Below are 16,406 nucleotides of genomic sequence, written 5' to 3'. Positions count from 1 at the left end.
GGCCTCAGACGGCCGTCGCGTCCGCGGCCCGCTCCATGGTCGCGACGACGAGGTCGACGACGAGCTCGGGATGGTCGATCTGCGGGCAGTGCCCGCAGTCCGGGAGCGAGACATGCGTCGCCTCGGGCAACCGCTCGCGCGCGACCTTGGCCTCTGAGGGCAGGAGCAGCCGGTCGGTGTCACCCCAACCGATCGTCGTCGGCACGATGACGTGCTTGGTCGTGCGCAGGAAGGTCGCGCCGAAGAAGTGCGGCCAGAAGCCCTTGGCCCGGCGCAGGTTGAGCGTGTCGCCCACGGCGTCCTCCACGGAGACCTTCTCCGGGTGCGTGTAGAGCGAGCGGAAGGCGAGCTTCCTGAACCACTCGAACCCGTTGAGCTTGCGGTGCAGCGCCTCTGGCAGGTGGCTGCCGCCCTTCATGAAGAGCAGGTTCGCCGCGACATTGGGCAGGTGGAGCACGGGGAAGAAGCCAGCCGGGGAGAGCGCGGTCGCACTGCGCACGATGCCGCGGTGGGCCATCTCGAGGACCATCGCGCCACCGAGCGAGTTGCCGACGACGTGGGGCCGCTCGATGCCGAGCTCGCCGAAGAGCCGCTCGAACTGCTCGGCGTGGCTGCCCATCGAGTACCCGTACGGCTTCGCCGGGACCGGGGAGGCGCCGTGACCGGGCAGGTCGACGACGTAGACGTCGTGGCCGCGCGCGTTGAGCAGCTGCGGCACCTCGCCCCACGCCTCGCGTCGGTGACCGATGCCGTGGACGAGGACGACCGGCTCGCCGTCACCCGCCAGGTGCGTGTACTCGATGGTGCTCGTCATGGAGGCGAGGTTACTCACGAGTCATCTAGTGGGCCAGCAGACGGCCGAAGGGTGGGACGCACCTGCGTGCGTCCCACCCTTCGCCATCGCTCACCCGCCGCGAGCTCAGTGCTCGTTGGGGTCGGCGTCCTGGTCGGCCTTGGTCGCGTGGACCGTACCGTGCACGTGCTCCGGCGGGCCGTAGAGGGAGTAGACCTTGAGCGGTACGTCACCGATGTTGGTGACGTTGTGCCACTGCCCGGCCGGAACCATGATGATGTCGTCGTCCCCGACCTCACGGTCGAAGGACAGGTCGTCCTCGGCAGGTCCCATCTGGGCGCGGCCGCGACCCTCCTCGACGCGCAGGAACTGGTCGTGGTCCTCGTGGACCTCGAGGCCGATGTCGTCGCCGGGGGCGATCGCCATGACGGTCAGCTGCAGGTTCTTGCCGGTCCACAGCGTGGAGCGGTAGTTGCTGTTCTGCAGCGTGGCCGACTCGATGTCGACGACATAGGGGGCGGGTCCGTGGTCGGACAGGTCGATCTGCTCGCTCATGCTGGCTCCTGGTGTCGAAGGGGGACGATCACGACGTGAGGCGCATTTCCTTGAGGTCGTGCACCCGGACGGACGCATCTCCTCAAGGTCGTACGCATTCCCTTGCGCACGACCTTAAGGAAATTCGAAGGGTCCTGCTCAGGCGGAGGCGCCGACCGAGTCGGGCACGTCGATCTGGTCGCCGGCCTCGAGCGGGCCGTCGGCCGCCTTGGTCGCGGCGATCGCCGACTCCTCGTCGGGGGCGCTGGTGCGGATGAGGTGGTCGAAGGCGCTCAGGGAGGCCGTCGAGCCGGCACCCAGGGCCGTGACGATCTGCTTGTAGGGCTCGACCGTGCAGTCGCCCGCGGCGAAGACACCCGGGAGGCTGGTGCGGCCGACACCGTCGATGACGATCTCGCCGCGCTCGGACAGCTCCAGCGCGTCGCCGAGCCACTCGGTGTTGGGCAGCAGGCCGATCTGGACGAAGACGCCCTCGAGGTCGAGCTGCTCCCCCTCGCCGCCGTCACGCGGCTCGATGGCCAGGCCGGTGACCTTGCCACCGTCTCCGATGACCTCGGTCGTCTTGGTCCCCAGACGGACCTCGACATTGGGCAGCGAGCGCAGCTTGCGCTGCAGGACCGCGTCGGCGCGCATGTCGTCCATGAACTCGATGAGCGTCACGTGACCGACGATGCCGGCCAGGTCGATGGCGGCCTCGACACCGGAGTTGCCGCCGCCGATGACGGCGATGCGCTTGCCCTTGAAGAGCGGACCGTCGCAGTGCGGGCAGAAGGTGACGCCCTTGTTGCGGTAGTCCTCCTCGCCGGGGACGCCCATGGTGCGCCAGCGGGCACCGGTCGCCAGGATGACGGTCTTGCCGGACAGGCTCGCGCCATTGGCCAGGTCGACCGTGGTCAGGCCGTCGTCGCCGGCGGACAGCCCGGCAGCGGCCTGGCTGCGGACCATCTCGACGTCGTACTCGGTGACGTGGCGCTCGAGGTCAGCGGCAAGCTTGGGGCCCTCGGTGTGCGGGACGGAGATGAGGTTCTCGATCGACATCGTGTCGAGGACCTGCCCGCCGAAGCGCTCGGCGACGAGCCCGGTGCGGATGCCCTTGCGCGCGGCGTAGATCGCGGCGGACGCGCCGGCGGGGCCACCACCGACGACGAGGACGTCGTAGGGCTCACGCGCGGAGAGCTCCTCGGCGGCGCGGGCCGCGGAGTCGCCACCGGACAGCTCGTCGACCTTGCCGACGATCTCGGCCAGCTCCATCCGGCCGGAGCCGAAGGTCTCGCCGTTGTGGAAGACGGTGGGCACCGCGAGCACGCCACGCTGCTCGGCCTCGGTCGGGAAGACCGCGCCGTCGATGGCGGTGTGCGTGATCCCGGGGTTGAGCACGCTCATCAGGTTGAGCGCCTGGACGACGTCCGGGCAGTTCTGGCAGCTCAGCGAGAAGAAGGTCTCGAAGTGGTGGTCACCGCTCAGGCCCTGGACCTGGTCGATGAGGTCCTGCGAGGCCTTGCTCGGGTGGCCGCCGACCTGCAGCAGGGCCAGGACGAGCGAGGTGAACTCGTGGCCCATCGGGATGCCGGCGAAGCGCACGGAGACGGCGGGATCGGACACCCGGGTGATCGCGAAGGAGGGGACGCGCTGGTCCAAGTCGCTCCCTTCGGCCACGCGGCGGGTGATCTGGCCGCTCATGCCCTCGATCTCGACGAGCAGCTCGTCGAGCTCTGCGGACTTGGGGCTCTCGTCGAGGGAGGCGACGAGCTCGATCGGCTCGCGCAGGTTGTCGAGGTATGCCTTGAGCTGGGTGGCGAGGTTCGGATCGAGGGCCATGGTGCGTGCGACTCCTGACGGACGAAGGGGGGAAGACGTGGCGAAGCGGGGTGTGGGTGAGGGGCGGCGACGAGCGCCGCCCCTCACCCGAGATGCGTCAGAGCAATCAGATCTTGCCCACGAGGTCGAGGCTCGGGGCGAGGGTCTCGGCGCCCTCTTCCCACTTGGCCGGGCAGACCTCGCCCGGGTTGTTGCGCACGTACTGCGCGGCCTTGACCTTGCGGACGAGCTCGGTGGCGTTGCGGCCGATGCCCTCGGCGGTGATCTCGAGGAACTGGATCACGCCGTCGGGGTCGACGAGGAAGGTGCCACGGTTGGCCAGGCCCTCGTCCTCACGCAGGATGTCGAAGTTGCGCGAGATGGTGGCGGTCGGGTCGCCGAGCATCGGGTAGGTGACCTTGCCGACCGCGTCGGAGGTCTCGTGCCACGCCTTGTGCGTGAAGTGGGTGTCGGTGGAGACGGAGAAGACCTCGACGCCCAGGCCCTTGAGCTCGGCGTCGTACTGGCCGGCCAGGTCCTCGAGCTCGGTCGGGCAGACGAAGGTGAAGTCCGCCGGGTAGAAGAAGAAGATCGCCCACTTGCCGGCGATGTCGGCCTCGGAGTAGTCCTTGAACTCACCGTTGATGTAGCCGGTGGCCTGGAAGGGCTTGATCTGGGTGTTGATGAGCGACATGCGTTGGTCTCCTGTGCATCTCTGGGTTTCAGGTGGTTCAACCGGTCGCAGCACTCGCTTGAGGCTCGCGTCGATTGGAACGATTCCAGATTAGCGCAGGCGTGGTGGGAGTGCAAACCCGCGCGCGTGAAGTTGCCGTGAACGGTGAGTGCGATCGGCGAGAACCCCCCTTCGGCCCGTCAGGAGGTACCGGGGTCCGTCCCGGACTTGGTCAGACCGGTCCCCAAAACGGTCAGGACCCATGGCGCAGCGGGCCGCGGGGCGCCACCTTCGACGGACCAGCCGGACACCCCGGCGCGACAAGGAGAAGGCAATGACCCTGCGCAGCACCCTGACCCTCACCGGAGCACTGCTCGGCGCGAGCGTCGTGATGGCCCCACTGGCCTCCGCGGCGGACGTCCCCGACAGCCAGGTCCAGCGGACCGACCCGATGACGTCCTTCGTCATGCAACGCGACGGCAAGACGTCGGCCCAGGCCAAGAGCTACCTGGCGGCGAAGGAGCGCAAGCAGTCCTCCCTTCGGTCCCTGGAGGCGAAGGGGGTGAACGCCGACGGTGCGTGGTTCGAGGGCACCCAGCTCGTCGTGGGGGTCAGCTCCTCCGCGGACGCGGCCAAGGTCCGCTCCGCCGGACTGCGGCCGAGCACCACCGTGAGCCAGAGCAGCCTGGACGCGGTCGCCGACCGGGTCCTCGCCAAGGCCGGCAGGCAGTCGGGTCACGTCGTGACCGTCGGACCCGACCTGAGCACCGGGGTGGTCGAGGTCCGCCTGGCCAAGGACGCGCCCGCGAGGCTGCGCCGGACGATCGCGGCGATGGACCGGGTCACCGTCACCACCGCCGACGAGCTGACCACCCAGGCCGACGTCGTCCCGGGCCGCATCATGGACCTCTCCCCCGGCACCAACTGCAGCCTCGGCTTCCCCGGGACGACCTCCAGCGGCAACAACGTCCTGCTCACCGCCGGCCACTGCGTCGAGGGGCTGCCCGACATCCTCGACGTCAACGGCACGCACATCGGCAGGGGCACGCACTCCCGGTTCCGCGAGGGGTACAGCAGCGTCGACATGGGTCTGATGGACATCGACTCCGAGGACGTGGGCCAGCCGTACGTCGACAGCCGCGGGCACTCCGGCTACTACGCCGTGCAGGGCGCGAGCAAGAACCCGGTCGGGTCGGAGATCTGCAAGGCCGGCAACACCACGGGCTGGACCTGCGGGACGATCAAGGCCTACAACCGCACCGTCAACTACGGCGGCACCTCCGTCTCGGGGCTCGCCGAGGCGAGCGTGTGCACCGAGGGCGGCGACTCGGGGGGCGCCTACATCGGCGTCGGCAACCTCGCGCAGGGGATGACCTCCGGCGGTCCGGTGGGCGTCGAGTGCGGGTACAACCAGGGCTACGACGCCGGCTCGTACAGCTTCTTCCAGCCGGTCGTCGACGCGGCCAACTACTACGGCGTGCGGGTGGCCGTGGCCAACTGATCCACCCCCATGCTCACATTCCCCCATGGCAATGCAGGGTCCGCGGACCGTTCGTCTGCGTTGCCATGGGGGAATGCGGGTTGGGGGTCGTGGCGACTCAGGTGGCGCGGATCGCCTTGAGCGTCAACGGTTTGCTGCTGCGCTGGGAGAGCTCGGCCACCTGGGCCAGGTAGAGCTCGGCGCAGGCCAGGGCGTCCGTGAGGGGTTCGTGCGCCCGATATCGCGGCAGGCCGTACCGCTCCCGGGCCGCCCACAGACGCAGGGCCCCGGGCAGCGGGTCGGGCTGCGCGCCCAGCCCCTCGGTCAGCACCCGTCGCTGCAGGTGCAGCGTGTCCACGCTGGTCGCGACGAAGGGCACCCCGTGGACCCGCCGGCACGCGGCATCGAGGAAGCCGACCTCGATGCTCGCGTGGTGCGCGAGCAGGACCCGCCCGGACAGGGCCCCGAGCAGCTCGGTGAGGACGGCGACCGGCAGGTCACCTGCCGCGATCGCGTCGTCGGTCAGCCCGTGCACGGTCGCCGACTGCCCCACGTCACGCCGGGTCGCCAGGACGCGGCGACGCGCACCGGACAGGTCGATGGACAGCCCGTCGACGGGCACCCAGCCGACCGCGAGGACGCGGTCCTCCTCGACGTCCAGCCCGGTGCTCTCGACGTCGAGGGCCAGCAGCGACAGCTCGGTCACCGGGGTGGCGAGATCGGGGAAGGGAGCGGACAGGTAGTCCCGCAGCGGGCCGGGTGGGGCCGCGGTGGCGGCGTCCTCGCGGCGCCGCTCGGTGGAGCGTCGGATGCCGAACATCAGGTGAGGTGGCCCGGGCTGCGCTGCGCCAGGGCCTGCTGCGCATCACGCACGACGTGGAAGGCCTCGCGCAGGGTGCGCTGCTCGAAGGGGGTCAGCTCGCTCGGTCGCAGCCGCGAGTCGGGGGTGGCACCCGAAGCGGCCTGCCGGGTCTGGTGCGCCAGGCGCACGTGCGAGATGAACTCGAGTGCGTCGACGAGGCTGGCGGCGACGGCCGGGTCGAGCGCACCGGCACGCCCCGCGGCGAGCAGGCGCGAGCGCGTGTTGACCGAGACCAGCCCGGCGCCGAGGGCATGGGCCCGAGCGAGGTCGACGATCGCGCCGACACCGCCGCGCTTGAGGTCGAGGGTGTCCTTGTGGTCCCCGGCGCGGGCGAGGACGAACCCGCGGAAGAAGCCGAGCGGCGGTTCGTTGGCCACGGCGGCGGCCACGAGGTGGCCGAGGAAGTTGTGTCCCTGCGGCGCCCAGGCCGCGATGTCCTCCGCCAGGCGCGCATGCAGGGTGTCGTCACCGGCGAGCGGGCGGGAGTCGAAGAAGATGCTCGCCGTCAGGACCGCATCTGAGGTCGGCTCGTGGATCCACTGGCGGAACTCGCGCCGCCAGCCGGTCAGGCGTTGGCGCCAGCGCGGGTTGCTCGCCATGACATCGCCCTCGCAGCGCGGGTACCCGCAGGCCTCGAGGCCGGTGACGACGATCTCGGCAAGTGCCCCGATGTAGTCCTCGGCGCCCTCCGGTGCGTCGTCGGCGAGGATCACGCCGTGGTCCTGGTCGCCGCCCAGGGCCTGCTCGTGGCGGGCCCTGGAGCCCATCGTCATCCAGCAGTAGCGCGGCGGCGGACCGTGGCCCGCCGCGGTCAGCTCGTCCTCGGCGAGGGCGATGAGCCGACGCTCGATGGCATCGCCCACCGTCGTCACGACACGGGTGATGTCGTCGGCGGCCACGTCCTGCCCGACGAGCTGCTCGACCAGCCGGGGCAGGCGCCGGGCCATCGCGACGACCCCGGCGACATCCGGCTGCTTCGACACGTCGCCGACGATGTGCACCATGTTGACCCGCTCCAGGCGCATCAGGTCCGTCGTCGTGACCACCCCGAGCGGCCGCCCTGCCTCGACCACCGGCAGGTGGTGGATGGTGCGCTCGGTCATCGTCACCAGCAGCTCGAGCGCGGAGGTGTCCGCGGCGGCGACGACGGGGTCCGGGGTCATCACCGATGTCACGGGGCCCGCCGGGTCGACGCCGACCGCGAGCACCCGCCGACGCAGGTCACGGTCGGTGAGGATCCCGACCACTCCCCGCCCGTCCATGACGAGGAGGGAGGACACCCCTTCGTCGGTCATCACGCGGGCCGCCTCGGCGATGGTGACGTCATCGCCGACCGAGACCGGCGCCCGGTGGACCAGGTCGCGCGCGGACGTGCGCAGGATCGCCTCGCCCGCTGGGTTGGTCGCGACCGACGAGACCGCCGTCCGCAGGCGGTCCGCGCGCTCGGCGTCGAAGTGGTCCGCGAAGTCAGGATGCGCCTGCGACAGCTCGTGGAAGACCTCGGCGGGCAGGTGCAGCGCGAGGGTGTCCTCGATGGCCACGACGTCGAATCGGGACGGGTTGGGCCCGATGAGCGTCGTCGAGCCGGCCGTGGATCCCTCGGCGCACCGGTCGACCAGTCCCCCGTCGGCGTCCCGGATCTCGATCGCCCCCGAGCGCACGATGATCAGGTCGTGGTTGTCGACGCCCACGGCCATGAGCGAGCTGCCCCGGCGGTGGTAGCGGATCGTCAGCCGGGCCGGGAGCGCACGCAGGACCCGGGCGGGCAGGGCGGCGAAGGGGGCGTGCCCCGCCAAGAAGTCGGCCACCTCGGCGAGCTCGGTGTCGGCCATGCCCCCATCGTGGCAGCACGCCCTCGAGGACGTGCGGGTCCACGAGCTCGACGTCAGGCGGAGTGGGTCAGGCACCCCGCGACGAAGGTCGCGAGGACTCGCGTCCCGCGAAGCCTGGCTGCCTGCTCCGCAGTACCGGACAGCCCTGCGGGACAAGGGTCCTCGTCGACCAGCACGAGGTCGCCCACTCCCCCGACCGCCAGCTCGCTCACCCCGTCCGTCGAGGCGAGCAGCGCCTCGTGGGGAGTGATCGCCTGCTCCGGGGCCCACGGCTCACGCTCGTCGGCGCTGCGGTGGACCGCCGCCGACATGGCCAGCCACGGGTCGAGCGGGGAGACGGGAGCGTCCGACCCCAGGCGAAGGGAGATCCCCGCCTCCGACATCGACCTCAGGGCGAAGCAGCGCTCCAGCCGGTCGGGCCACAGCGCCTCCGTCGAGTCCCGGTCGTCGAGCAGGTGGGCGGGTTGCACGCTGGCGACCAGGCCCAGCTCGGCGAAGCGGCCCAGCACCTCCATGCGCACCAGCTGCGCGTGCTCGATGGAGCCGCGCGCGCCACTGGCCGCGTAGGCATCGAGCGCGTCGAGCAGGGCGGCGTCACCGATGGCGTGCACGGCCCCGTCGAGTCCGTGGGCGTGGGCCCGACGCAGCAGCTGCGTCAGCTCCTCGGGGTCGACGCTGCGCTTGCCGTGCGGGTCGCCGAGGTCGTCGTCGGTGACGAAGGGCTCGCAGCACCAGGCCGTGCGGGTGTTGAGCGAGCCGTCGGTGATGACCTTGAGCGGGCCCATCGTCACCAGCCCGGTCTCGTCGAGGACGTCGCCGGTGCGTACGCCGGCCGCGATCGCGTCCTCGAGCCCCTCGGGGTAGGTGCAGGTGCGCACCCGCAGCCGGTCCAGCCCGGCAGCGGTGCGGGCCGGCCACTCCAGGCGACCGGCCTCGAACTCCATGTCCCCGATCCCGACGACACCCTTGGCCGCGGCGGCCCGCATCGCCGCGTCGAGGCTGGCCCGCACGACCGCCGGGTCCTCGGGCAGGTCGGCCAGCCGCGTGTAGATGGGGAACCAGTCGTCCTCGTCGAGGTGACCCTCGTGGACCGGCAGCCCGAGCGCGCGGAAGGCGGCGCTGCTCAACCAGCCGGCGTGGCAGTCACCGCTGATGAGGATGACGGGACGGTCACCGGCGACCTCGTCGAGCTCGGCGGTGCTCGGCAGCCGGTCCCACCCGGCGACCCGCCAGCCGAAGCCCTGCACCACGGTCCCGGGAGCGGGCCGCTCCGCGGCGATGTGACGCGCGACCCGGGCGGTCACCTCGTCGGGGCTCGACGTGTCGGCGACATCCACCCTTCGCGCCATCGCGGCCCACTGGCCGAAGTGCACGTGCCCGTCCCACAGGCCGGGGACGGCGAGCGCTCCCCCGGCGTCGTGGACGGCCGCTCCGGCGCGCGGCAGGCCGGCGCCGATCTCGGCGATCCTGCCGTCGCGCAGCCTGATGTCGACGGGGGACGCACCGAGCCGCAGCCGAGCGCCGGTGAGCAGCGCATGAGGGGCGAAGGGGGCCATGCTCGGCACCTTACGTGCGGATACCTTGGGGCGCATGCACCCACTTGTCGTCGCCGCCATCGCGGCCGAGGCCGCGTATGTCCCCGAGGAGATGGAGGTGCTCCTCACCGGGGTCGGCAAGACCCTCGCGGCCGTCGCCGTGACCCGCGCGATCTGCGAGCATCCGCAGCGTGACGAGCTCGTCGTCATCAACATCGGGACGGCGGGATCCTTGCGGGAGGACGTCACCGGGCTCCACGAGATCGGCACGGTCCTCAACCACGACCTGTCCGCCGAGGCCATCCGCCAGCTCGGCATCGACCCGCGCGAGCGGCTCGAGATCAACCCCGCCCACGCGACGACCCTGGCGAGCGGGGACCTCTTCGTCACCGACCCGGCCGTCCGCGACGAGCTCTCCCGGCGCGCCGACCTCGTCGACATGGAGGGCTACGCGATCGCGCTGGCGTGCACCGAGCTCGGCGTGCCCGTGCACCTGGTCAAGATGGTCAGCGACAACGCCGACGAGACCGCCCACGACTGGTCGGCGGCCGTCGACGGCTGCGCGCGAGAGCTGGGGCGCTGGCTGGCGGACTTCGCCGGCTGATGGGAATGGTTCCCAACTCAGCGGTGTTGGGACGCACATGATGACGCGCACCGACTCCCTCTACGGCTTCGAGCGGTACGAGCGCGCGAAGCACGCCTTCGACGACGCTCGCTACACCGACGCCGCCCGCGAGCTCGAGGACTTCTTCACCGACCTGGCCGCGGCCCGCGCCGACTGCGAGCCGGACGCCTCCGCCGACCCGATCGGCCACGGCACCGCCGAGATGCACCTGCTGCTGGCCCGCGCCTACTTCCACTCCGCGCAGCTGGAGCGGGCAGCGGCCGCGGCCCGTGAGGTCATCGCCCAGTCCCCGGACGACGCCTATGCCCACCTGCTCCTCGGGCGCTCCCTCCAGCGGGCCGGCCGCCGGGACGAGGCGCGCGGCCCCCTTCGCCTGGCGGAGCTGCTCGGCGGCTACCCGGCAGGATCCGACGCAACCACGCAGGTGGCCGACGAGGACCTGTGACCCCACCTCGACCACGACGAAGGGGAGGGAAGACCGATCGGTCTTCCCTCCCCTTCGGGCTGTGCTCGGTGCTCGCTCCTGGTCAGCCGGCGCTCGGGTGGGTCATGTCGGCCGGGACCACCCACGCGTCGAAGTCCTCACCGGAGATGTCGCCGGAGGCGATGGCCGCCTCGCGCAGGCTGGTGCCCTCCTTGTGCGCCTTCTTGGCCATGGCCGCGGCCTTGTCGTAGCCGATGTGGCGGTTGAGCGCCGTGACGACCATGAGGTTGCGCTCGAGGTTGGCCTCGATGACCTCGGTGACCGGCTCGATGCCGACGGCGCAGTTGGTGTCGAAGGAGACGCACGAGTCGGCGATCAGGCGGATCGACTCGAGGACCGCGTGCGCCATGACCGGCTTGTAGACATTGAGCTGGAAGTTGCCCTGGCTGCCCGCGAAGCCGACCGTCGCGTCGTTGCCGAAGACGCGTGTGGCGACCATCGTCATCGCCTCGGCCTGGGTCGGGTTGACCTTGCCCGGCATGATCGAGGAGCCCGGCTCGTTCTCCGGGATGGCCAGCTCGCCGATGCCGTTGCGGGGACCAGAGGCGTACCAGCGCACGTCGTTGGCGATCTTCATCAGCGCGCCGGCGAGGGTGCGAAGGGAGGCGCTCACCTCGACGAGAGCGTCGTGCGCGGAGAGGGCGGCGAAGAGGTTTTCGGCCTGGGTGAACTTCAGACCCGTCTCGTCGCTGATCTTGGCCGCGGTGAGCGCGCCGAACTTCGGGTGGGCGTTGAGCCCGGTCCCGACGGCGGTGCCACCGATGGCCAGCTCGCGGGCGCGCTCGTCGGCGTACTTCACGGCCTCGAGGGCGAAGTCCATCTGGGCGACCCACCCGCCGATGACCTGGCCGAGGGTGACCGGGGTGGCGTCCTGCAGGTGGGTGCGGCCGACCATGACGACGTCGGCGTACTGCTTGGCCTTGGCGTCGAAGGTGTCGCGCAGCTGCTTCACCGACGGGTAGAGGCGCTCATTGAGGTCGAGCACGATCGCGATGTGCATCGCGGTCGGGAAGGTGTCGTTGCTCGACTGGCCGCGGTTGACGTGGTCGTTGGGGTGGACCGGGGCCTTGGAGCCCATCTCGCCGCCGGCGATCTCGATGCCGCGGTTGGAGATGACCTCGTTGGAGTTCATGTTGGACTGCGTGCCCGAGCCGGTCTGGAAGACCACGAGCGGGAAGTGCGCGTCGAGGTCACCCTTGATGACCTCGTCGGCGGCCTGGGTGATCAGGTCCGCGACATCCTGCGGGAGCTCACCGAGCTCGGCGTTGGCCAGGGCGGTCGACTTCTTCAGCGTGCCGAGCGCGCGGATCATCGAGCGGCCCCACACGAAGGTGTCCCGGCCGATGTCGAAGTTGCCGAGCGAGCGCTGTGTCTGCGCTCCCCAGTACTTGTCCGCGGGCACCTCGATGGTGCCCATGCTGTCCTTCTCCGCGCGCATCTGAGTCATGGGCTCAACGCTACTCGGCCGTCCCGGACGACATCGCAGGGCTTCCCCCCTTCGATCCGGGCCGGCAACGTGCCCGAAACACGCGCGTCCGCACCAGGAAACGAGATCAACGCATCATCTGCGCATGAGCGCCCAACCCACCTTCGTCCCGTATCGCCGTCAGGCACCGCAGACCCCGCCCGCGAAGGGAGCCCGGATCGTGGCCTATGGGTGCACGACGGACGGGATCTTCCGCGTCGTGTGGCCGGAGGTGGACGCACCCCTTGTCCATCCCTGCCCTGAGTGCGACGCCGCCGCACTGCGACTCATCGGCACCCGGCCGGACACCACCTGACTCGCACGACCGCGAGGAGATGCGGGGGGGGCCTCAGGTCAGCGGCCGGAGCATCCGCGTGCCGACTCCGCGGGACTCCAGCCCGGCGAGCGCTGAGTCCAGGTCGGGGGCAACGACGATGTCGTCCAGGCTCGCCTGCGACATGAAGCCGGCCTGCGAGATGCCGCGAAGGGAGTCCAGCAGCGGCGTCCAGAAGCCGTCGGCGTCGAGGAACCCGACCGGCTTGTCGAGCAACCCGATCTGGCGCCAGGTCCACACCTCGAAGACCTCCTCGAGGGTGCCCATCCCGCCCGGCAGCGCTAGGAAGGCGCTCGTCAGGTCGGCCATGAGCGCCTTGCGCTCGTGCATGGTCTGCACCACGTGCACCTCGGTGAGGTCATCCCGGCCCCACTCCCGCTCGATCATGAAGGAGGGGATGACGCCGATGACCTCGCCCCCGGCGTCGAGCGCGCCCTGGGCGAGAGCACCCATGAGGCCGCCGCCGCCCGCGCCGTAGACCACCCCGATCCCACGGTCGGCGAGGTCGGACCCGACCGCACGGGCCAGATCGACCCACTTGGGGTCGTTGCCGGTGGTGGATCCGGTGAAGCACGTCAGTCGCTCGATCACCCGCCGACCCTATGCGAGCCTCAGGCCGCGACGAGTCGGCGCAGGGCGAGTCGTGCGATCGGTGCATAGGACAGTGCGAGCGGTCGGGGCGCGTCGATCTCCACCCACGCCCGGCTGCCCCTCCCCGACCGGTCGACGCCGTGCCGCATCCGGACCCGGACCGGACCCACCGCGGGGGTCCACACCCAGCACATGGCATCGTCGTCGACGGCCTCGACGACGAAGGGGACCCGGAGCCCGAGCGGGCCCCGCACGACGCCCATCCCGTCGGGAGCGATCCGGCCAATCGGGTGCTCGACACCCCGGATCTGCGGCGCCCAACCGGCCCACAGTGCGGGGGTCGTGTACCTGCGCCAGACCTCGTCGACGCTCGCGGGCCCGGTCTCCTCGAGGCGAAGGGGGGTCCGGTGCCACCTCATCGTCGGTGCCCTGCGCTCGGCGTCATGGCTCGACACTATGGCTGGACGCCAGCGCGTCCTAGGCTGGATGCGTGGCCAGAGCCCCTCGCGTCCTCACCTCACGGACCATCGACGCCGCCCGGCGACGTCTGGCCGAGGCGCTGCGCAGCCGGGTGGCGGGACCCGACGCCCGCGACGCCGCAGCGCACATCTGGGACTCGCCGGGCGCTAGGTGGTTCACCAGCGACGACCCGATCTGGCGGGTCCACGCCGACGCCTCGATGTTCAGCGGTGGGGTGGCAGCCCTGCTGCTGCAGTCCCTGCACCCCTCGGCCATGGCGGGCGTCGCCGGTCACAGCGGGTTCCGAGGCGACCCGTGGGGCCGGCTGCAGCGCACGAGCCACTACATCGCCACGACCACCTACGGCACGATCGAGCACGCCGAGCAGGCGATCGACGTCGTGCGGGCGGTGCACTCGCGGGTCCGGGGCATCGACGACCTGGGCATGCCCTACGCGGCGGACGACCCGCATCTCCTTCGCTGGGTCCACGTCGCCGAGGTCTGGTGCTTCCTGCGCGCCCACCAGCACTTCGGGGCCAGGCCGTTGACCGTCGACGAGGCAGACACCTATGTCGCCCAGGCCGCGGTCCCGGCGCACCGCCTCGGCGGTCGGGACCTGCCGACGTCGGTCGCGGACCTCGAGGCCCAGCTCGCCGACTACCGGCCCGAGCTCGCCGCCACCGAGACAGCCCGCGACGCAGCGACCTTCCTGCTGCGCGAGCCCCCGCTGCCGGCGCTCGCCCGCCCCGGGTACGGCCTCATCGCCGCCGGAGCCCTCTCGGTTCTGCCGCCCTGGGCCGGCGAGATGCTTGACCTGCCAGCGACCCGGGGCGGCCGGCGCACTCTCGCCCGCGCCGCGGGGCACACCTCGACCCGCCTCGTGCGCTGGGCGATGGCGGCGAGCTGAGCGCTGCGGCTCCCCCTCACGCCGTCTGCGGTCCACACTGTGCCCATGGCCCTCGCCGACGCCGTGACGTCCCGCCAGCGCTGGTACCTGCTGGCGACGCTCACCCTGGCCAACGTCGTCAACTTCTACGACCGGACGATCCCGGCGGTCATCGTCGAGCCGCTCAAGGACGAGTTCGGCCTGAGCGACACGATGATCGGTGTGCTCGGGGGGTCCTTCACCATCGTGTACGCCATCGCCGGGGTGCTCCTCGGGCGGCTGGCCGACCGGGTGCCACGCCGCTATGTCATGGCCGGAGGCCTCGTCGTATGGAGCCTCTTCACCGGGGCGAGCGGACTGGTTCAGGGCTTCCTCTTCCTCTTCCTCTTCCGGCTCGGCGTGGGGATCGGCGAGGCCAGCTACGGGCCGGCGTCCAATGCCCTGATCTGCGACGCCTACGAGCCGAAGCGCCGCAGCCGCGCCATCAGCATCGCCTCCCTCGGCATCCCCATCGGGCTCCTGCTGGCCTTCCTCACCGTCGGAGTCGTCGTCGAGGCCACGGGGACCTGGCGCGCCCCCTTCATCATCGCGGCTGTGCCCGGTCTCCTGCTCGCGATCGCGATGCTCGTCATCAAGGAGCCGGAGCGTGGCGCCACCGACACGGCCGAGATGCGCGCGGCCGCGCAGGAGAGGCATCCGTACCGGGCGGTGCTGCGGATCCGCACGATCACCTGGCTCATGGTGGCCGGCATCGGGTTGCAGATCCCGACCTACGGCGTCGCCACCTTCATCGTCCCGCTCCTGCAGCGCTATTTCGGCCTACCGATCGGGGCCGCGTCCATTGGCGCCGGAGCGATCCTCGGCCTCGCCGGGATCGTCGGCCTGCTGGTGGGCGGACGCCTGGCCGACCGCGCAGCCGATCGCCACCCCTCCGGTCGCCTCGTCGTCCCGGCCATCGGATTCGCCCTCGCCATCCCCCTCACCCTCGCGGCCCTGCTCCTCGGGTCCGGCAACGCGGTGCTCTTCATCGCCCTCTTCGCCACCGGTTGGACGGGCACCCAGTTCCTCTCCGCCGCAGCCTCGCCCGCGATTGCCGATGTCACACCACCGGACATGCGAGCAACCGCCATCGCGGTCTACTTCGCGTCCTTCAACCTCGTCGGGGCGACCCTCGGACCGATCCTCGTCGGCATCCTCTCCGACACCTTCGCGACACCGGTCGGTGGCCTGAGCGCCGAAGCCGTCGGTCTTCACCGCGCCCTGCTCGTCATCGTGCCCATCGGGTTGGTGGTCGCCGTCTTCGGCTCCTATCGGGCCAGCCGGGCACTGCCTGCCGACCGGGAGTCGATGACCGGCCCGTCGGGAGTCACTGCGACAGCGTGACCACGCCCAGCAGTCGGGCGAGCCGAGCCGCCATGTCCTCGGCTGAGTGGTCCTCGTGGTCCTGCCACCACGTGACGGCGGCAGCGACGATCGACTCCCACAGCCGGTCGAGGAGGTCGTGGTCGAGCGGGTCCGTCAGGCCGGCGCTGGAGAGCACGTCACGGGTGCCGACGGTCCCCATCGTGCGCAGCTGCACCCGCAGCTCCATCGCGCGGGCCGCAGCGGCGGACCCCTCGGGCAGGGTCTCGTCGTTGATGAGCGCCCACGCATGGCGGTGGTCAGCCATCGCGCTGAAGATCGCGGTGAAGGTCTCCTGCGCCCGCTGCCCGGGGTCGCTCGCCGTCTGCGCCATCGCGATCGACGCGACCAGGCCGGGCCCGACCTCCTCGAGACAGGCCAGTGCGAGCGACTGCTTGGAGCCGAAGACGTTGTGCACCATCGCCTTGGAGACACCGGCGCGCTCGGCGACATCGGCCATCGACGCCCCGGCATAGCCCCTCCGGCCCAGCTCCTCGACGGCCTCGTCGACGAGCTGCCGCCTGCGCTCGGCGCGAGCCACGCCCTTCGTCCCGATCCCGGTCACATCTCCTCCTCCTGTGATGCGGCACATCTTGTCACCGGCCTGAACTGACTCTAGAGTCAGTTGTCCCCC

At 71.1% G+C, this 16,406-nt stretch carries 17 protein-coding genes; 6 read left to right on the top strand and 11 right to left on the bottom strand.

Annotated elements, in window-relative coordinates:
* Positions 1-4: 4 nt before the first annotated feature.
* From EXU32_RS16955 to ahpC, 4 genes are all read right to left on the bottom strand, one after another.
* Entirely contained in the window at positions 5-814 is an 810-nt protein-coding gene (locus tag EXU32_RS16955) for an alpha/beta fold hydrolase (protein WP_130630954.1), read from the bottom strand.
* Between the two features lie 105 nt (positions 815-919).
* The gene (locus EXU32_RS16950) at positions 920-1,348 is read right to left on the bottom strand and encodes a cupin domain-containing protein (protein WP_130630953.1); all 429 of its coding nucleotides are present in this window, start codon (positions 1,346-1,348) and stop codon (positions 920-922) included.
* Between the two features lie 138 nt (positions 1,349-1,486).
* Positions 1,487-3,166 carry an alkyl hydroperoxide reductase subunit F gene (ahpF, locus tag EXU32_RS16945; RefSeq protein ID WP_130630952.1) on the bottom strand — a complete coding sequence of 560 codons (1,680 nt, stop codon included), beginning with the start codon at positions 3,164-3,166 and terminating at the stop codon, positions 1,487-1,489.
* 106 nt (positions 3,167-3,272) lie between these two features.
* On the bottom strand, positions 3,273-3,839 hold the full coding sequence (ahpC, locus tag EXU32_RS16940; RefSeq protein ID WP_055990400.1) for an alkyl hydroperoxide reductase subunit C: 567 nt from the start codon (positions 3,837-3,839) through the stop codon (positions 3,273-3,275).
* Between the two features lie 313 nt (positions 3,840-4,152).
* Here ahpC and EXU32_RS16935 point away from each other — a divergent pair, with 313 nt between their 5' ends.
* Positions 4,153-5,319, top strand: a complete 1,167-nt coding sequence (locus tag EXU32_RS16935) for a S1 family peptidase (RefSeq protein WP_130630951.1) — start codon at positions 4,153-4,155, stop codon at positions 5,317-5,319.
* 97 nt (positions 5,320-5,416) lie between these two features.
* Here the strand turns inward: EXU32_RS16935 and EXU32_RS16930 are convergent, their stop codons facing one another.
* Genes EXU32_RS16930 through EXU32_RS16920 form a run of 3 tightly spaced genes read right to left on the bottom strand, consistent with a single transcriptional unit; the run spans position 5,417 to position 9,548 of the window.
* Positions 5,417-6,118, bottom strand: a complete 702-nt coding sequence (locus EXU32_RS16930; protein WP_130630950.1) for an exonuclease domain-containing protein — start codon at positions 6,116-6,118, stop codon at positions 5,417-5,419.
* Entirely contained in the window at positions 6,118-7,992 is a 1,875-nt protein-coding gene (locus tag EXU32_RS16925; protein WP_130630949.1) for a DUF294 nucleotidyltransferase-like domain-containing protein, read from the bottom strand. The genes EXU32_RS16930 and EXU32_RS16925 overlap by 1 nt, the downstream gene beginning before the upstream one ends.
* Positions 7,993-8,045: 53 nt before the next feature.
* Complete coding sequence (locus tag EXU32_RS16920; RefSeq protein ID WP_130630948.1) at positions 8,046-9,548, bottom strand: amidohydrolase; 1,503 nt, start codon at positions 9,546-9,548, stop codon at positions 8,046-8,048.
* A 34-nt stretch (positions 9,549-9,582) separates the two neighbouring features.
* Here EXU32_RS16920 and EXU32_RS16915 point away from each other — a divergent pair, with 34 nt between their 5' ends.
* A complete protein-coding gene (locus EXU32_RS16915; RefSeq protein WP_130630947.1) occupies positions 9,583-10,131 on the top strand; it encodes a nucleosidase in 549 nt (182 codons plus the stop codon).
* 37 nt (positions 10,132-10,168) lie between these two features.
* A complete protein-coding gene (locus tag EXU32_RS16910; RefSeq protein WP_242612833.1) occupies positions 10,169-10,597 on the top strand; it encodes a tetratricopeptide repeat protein in 429 nt (142 codons plus the stop codon).
* 82 nt (positions 10,598-10,679) lie between these two features.
* Here EXU32_RS16910 and fumC read toward each other — a convergent pair whose 3' ends face one another.
* Entirely contained in the window at positions 10,680-12,083 is a 1,404-nt protein-coding gene (fumC, locus tag EXU32_RS16905; protein WP_130630946.1) for a class II fumarate hydratase, read from the bottom strand.
* Positions 12,084-12,207: 124 nt separating this feature from the next.
* On the opposite strand from fumC, the gene EXU32_RS16900 reads away from it, so the two are divergent.
* Positions 12,208-12,417: a hypothetical protein gene (locus EXU32_RS16900; RefSeq protein WP_130630945.1), complete on the top strand. Its 210-nt coding sequence runs from the start codon at positions 12,208-12,210 to the stop codon at positions 12,415-12,417.
* A gap of 33 nt (positions 12,418-12,450) precedes the next feature.
* Here EXU32_RS16900 and EXU32_RS16895 read toward each other — a convergent pair whose 3' ends face one another.
* Together EXU32_RS16895 and EXU32_RS16890 are read right to left on the bottom strand one after the other, a co-directional pair.
* Positions 12,451-13,026, bottom strand: a complete 576-nt coding sequence (locus EXU32_RS16895) for a TIGR00730 family Rossman fold protein (RefSeq protein ID WP_207233844.1) — start codon at positions 13,024-13,026, stop codon at positions 12,451-12,453.
* A gap of 20 nt (positions 13,027-13,046) precedes the next feature.
* A complete protein-coding gene (locus EXU32_RS16890; RefSeq protein ID WP_130630944.1) occupies positions 13,047-13,445 on the bottom strand; it encodes an SRPBCC family protein in 399 nt (132 codons plus the stop codon).
* A 71-nt stretch (positions 13,446-13,516) separates the two neighbouring features.
* On the opposite strand from EXU32_RS16890, the gene EXU32_RS16885 reads away from it, so the two are divergent.
* Positions 13,517-14,392, top strand: coding sequence for an oxygenase MpaB family protein (locus EXU32_RS16885; RefSeq protein WP_242612832.1), 876 nt, complete (start codon positions 13,517-13,519; stop codon positions 14,390-14,392).
* 45 nt (positions 14,393-14,437) lie between these two features.
* Positions 14,438-15,754, top strand: coding sequence for a spinster family MFS transporter (locus tag EXU32_RS16880; RefSeq protein ID WP_130630943.1), 1,317 nt, complete (start codon positions 14,438-14,440; stop codon positions 15,752-15,754).
* Here the strand turns inward: EXU32_RS16880 and EXU32_RS16875 are convergent.
* The gene (locus EXU32_RS16875) at positions 15,738-16,337 is read right to left on the bottom strand and encodes a TetR/AcrR family transcriptional regulator (RefSeq protein ID WP_207233843.1); all 600 of its coding nucleotides are present in this window, start codon (positions 16,335-16,337) and stop codon (positions 15,738-15,740) included. The genes EXU32_RS16880 and EXU32_RS16875 overlap by 17 nt on opposite strands.
* Positions 16,338-16,406: the final 69 nt, after the last annotated feature.

This window comes from Janibacter limosus (assembly GCF_004295485.1).
Taxonomy (GTDB): domain Bacteria; phylum Actinomycetota; class Actinomycetes; order Actinomycetales; family Dermatophilaceae; genus Janibacter; species Janibacter limosus_A.
Note: the sequence above shows the minus strand (reverse complement) of the source record. Positions and strands in the feature narration are given on the sequence as shown.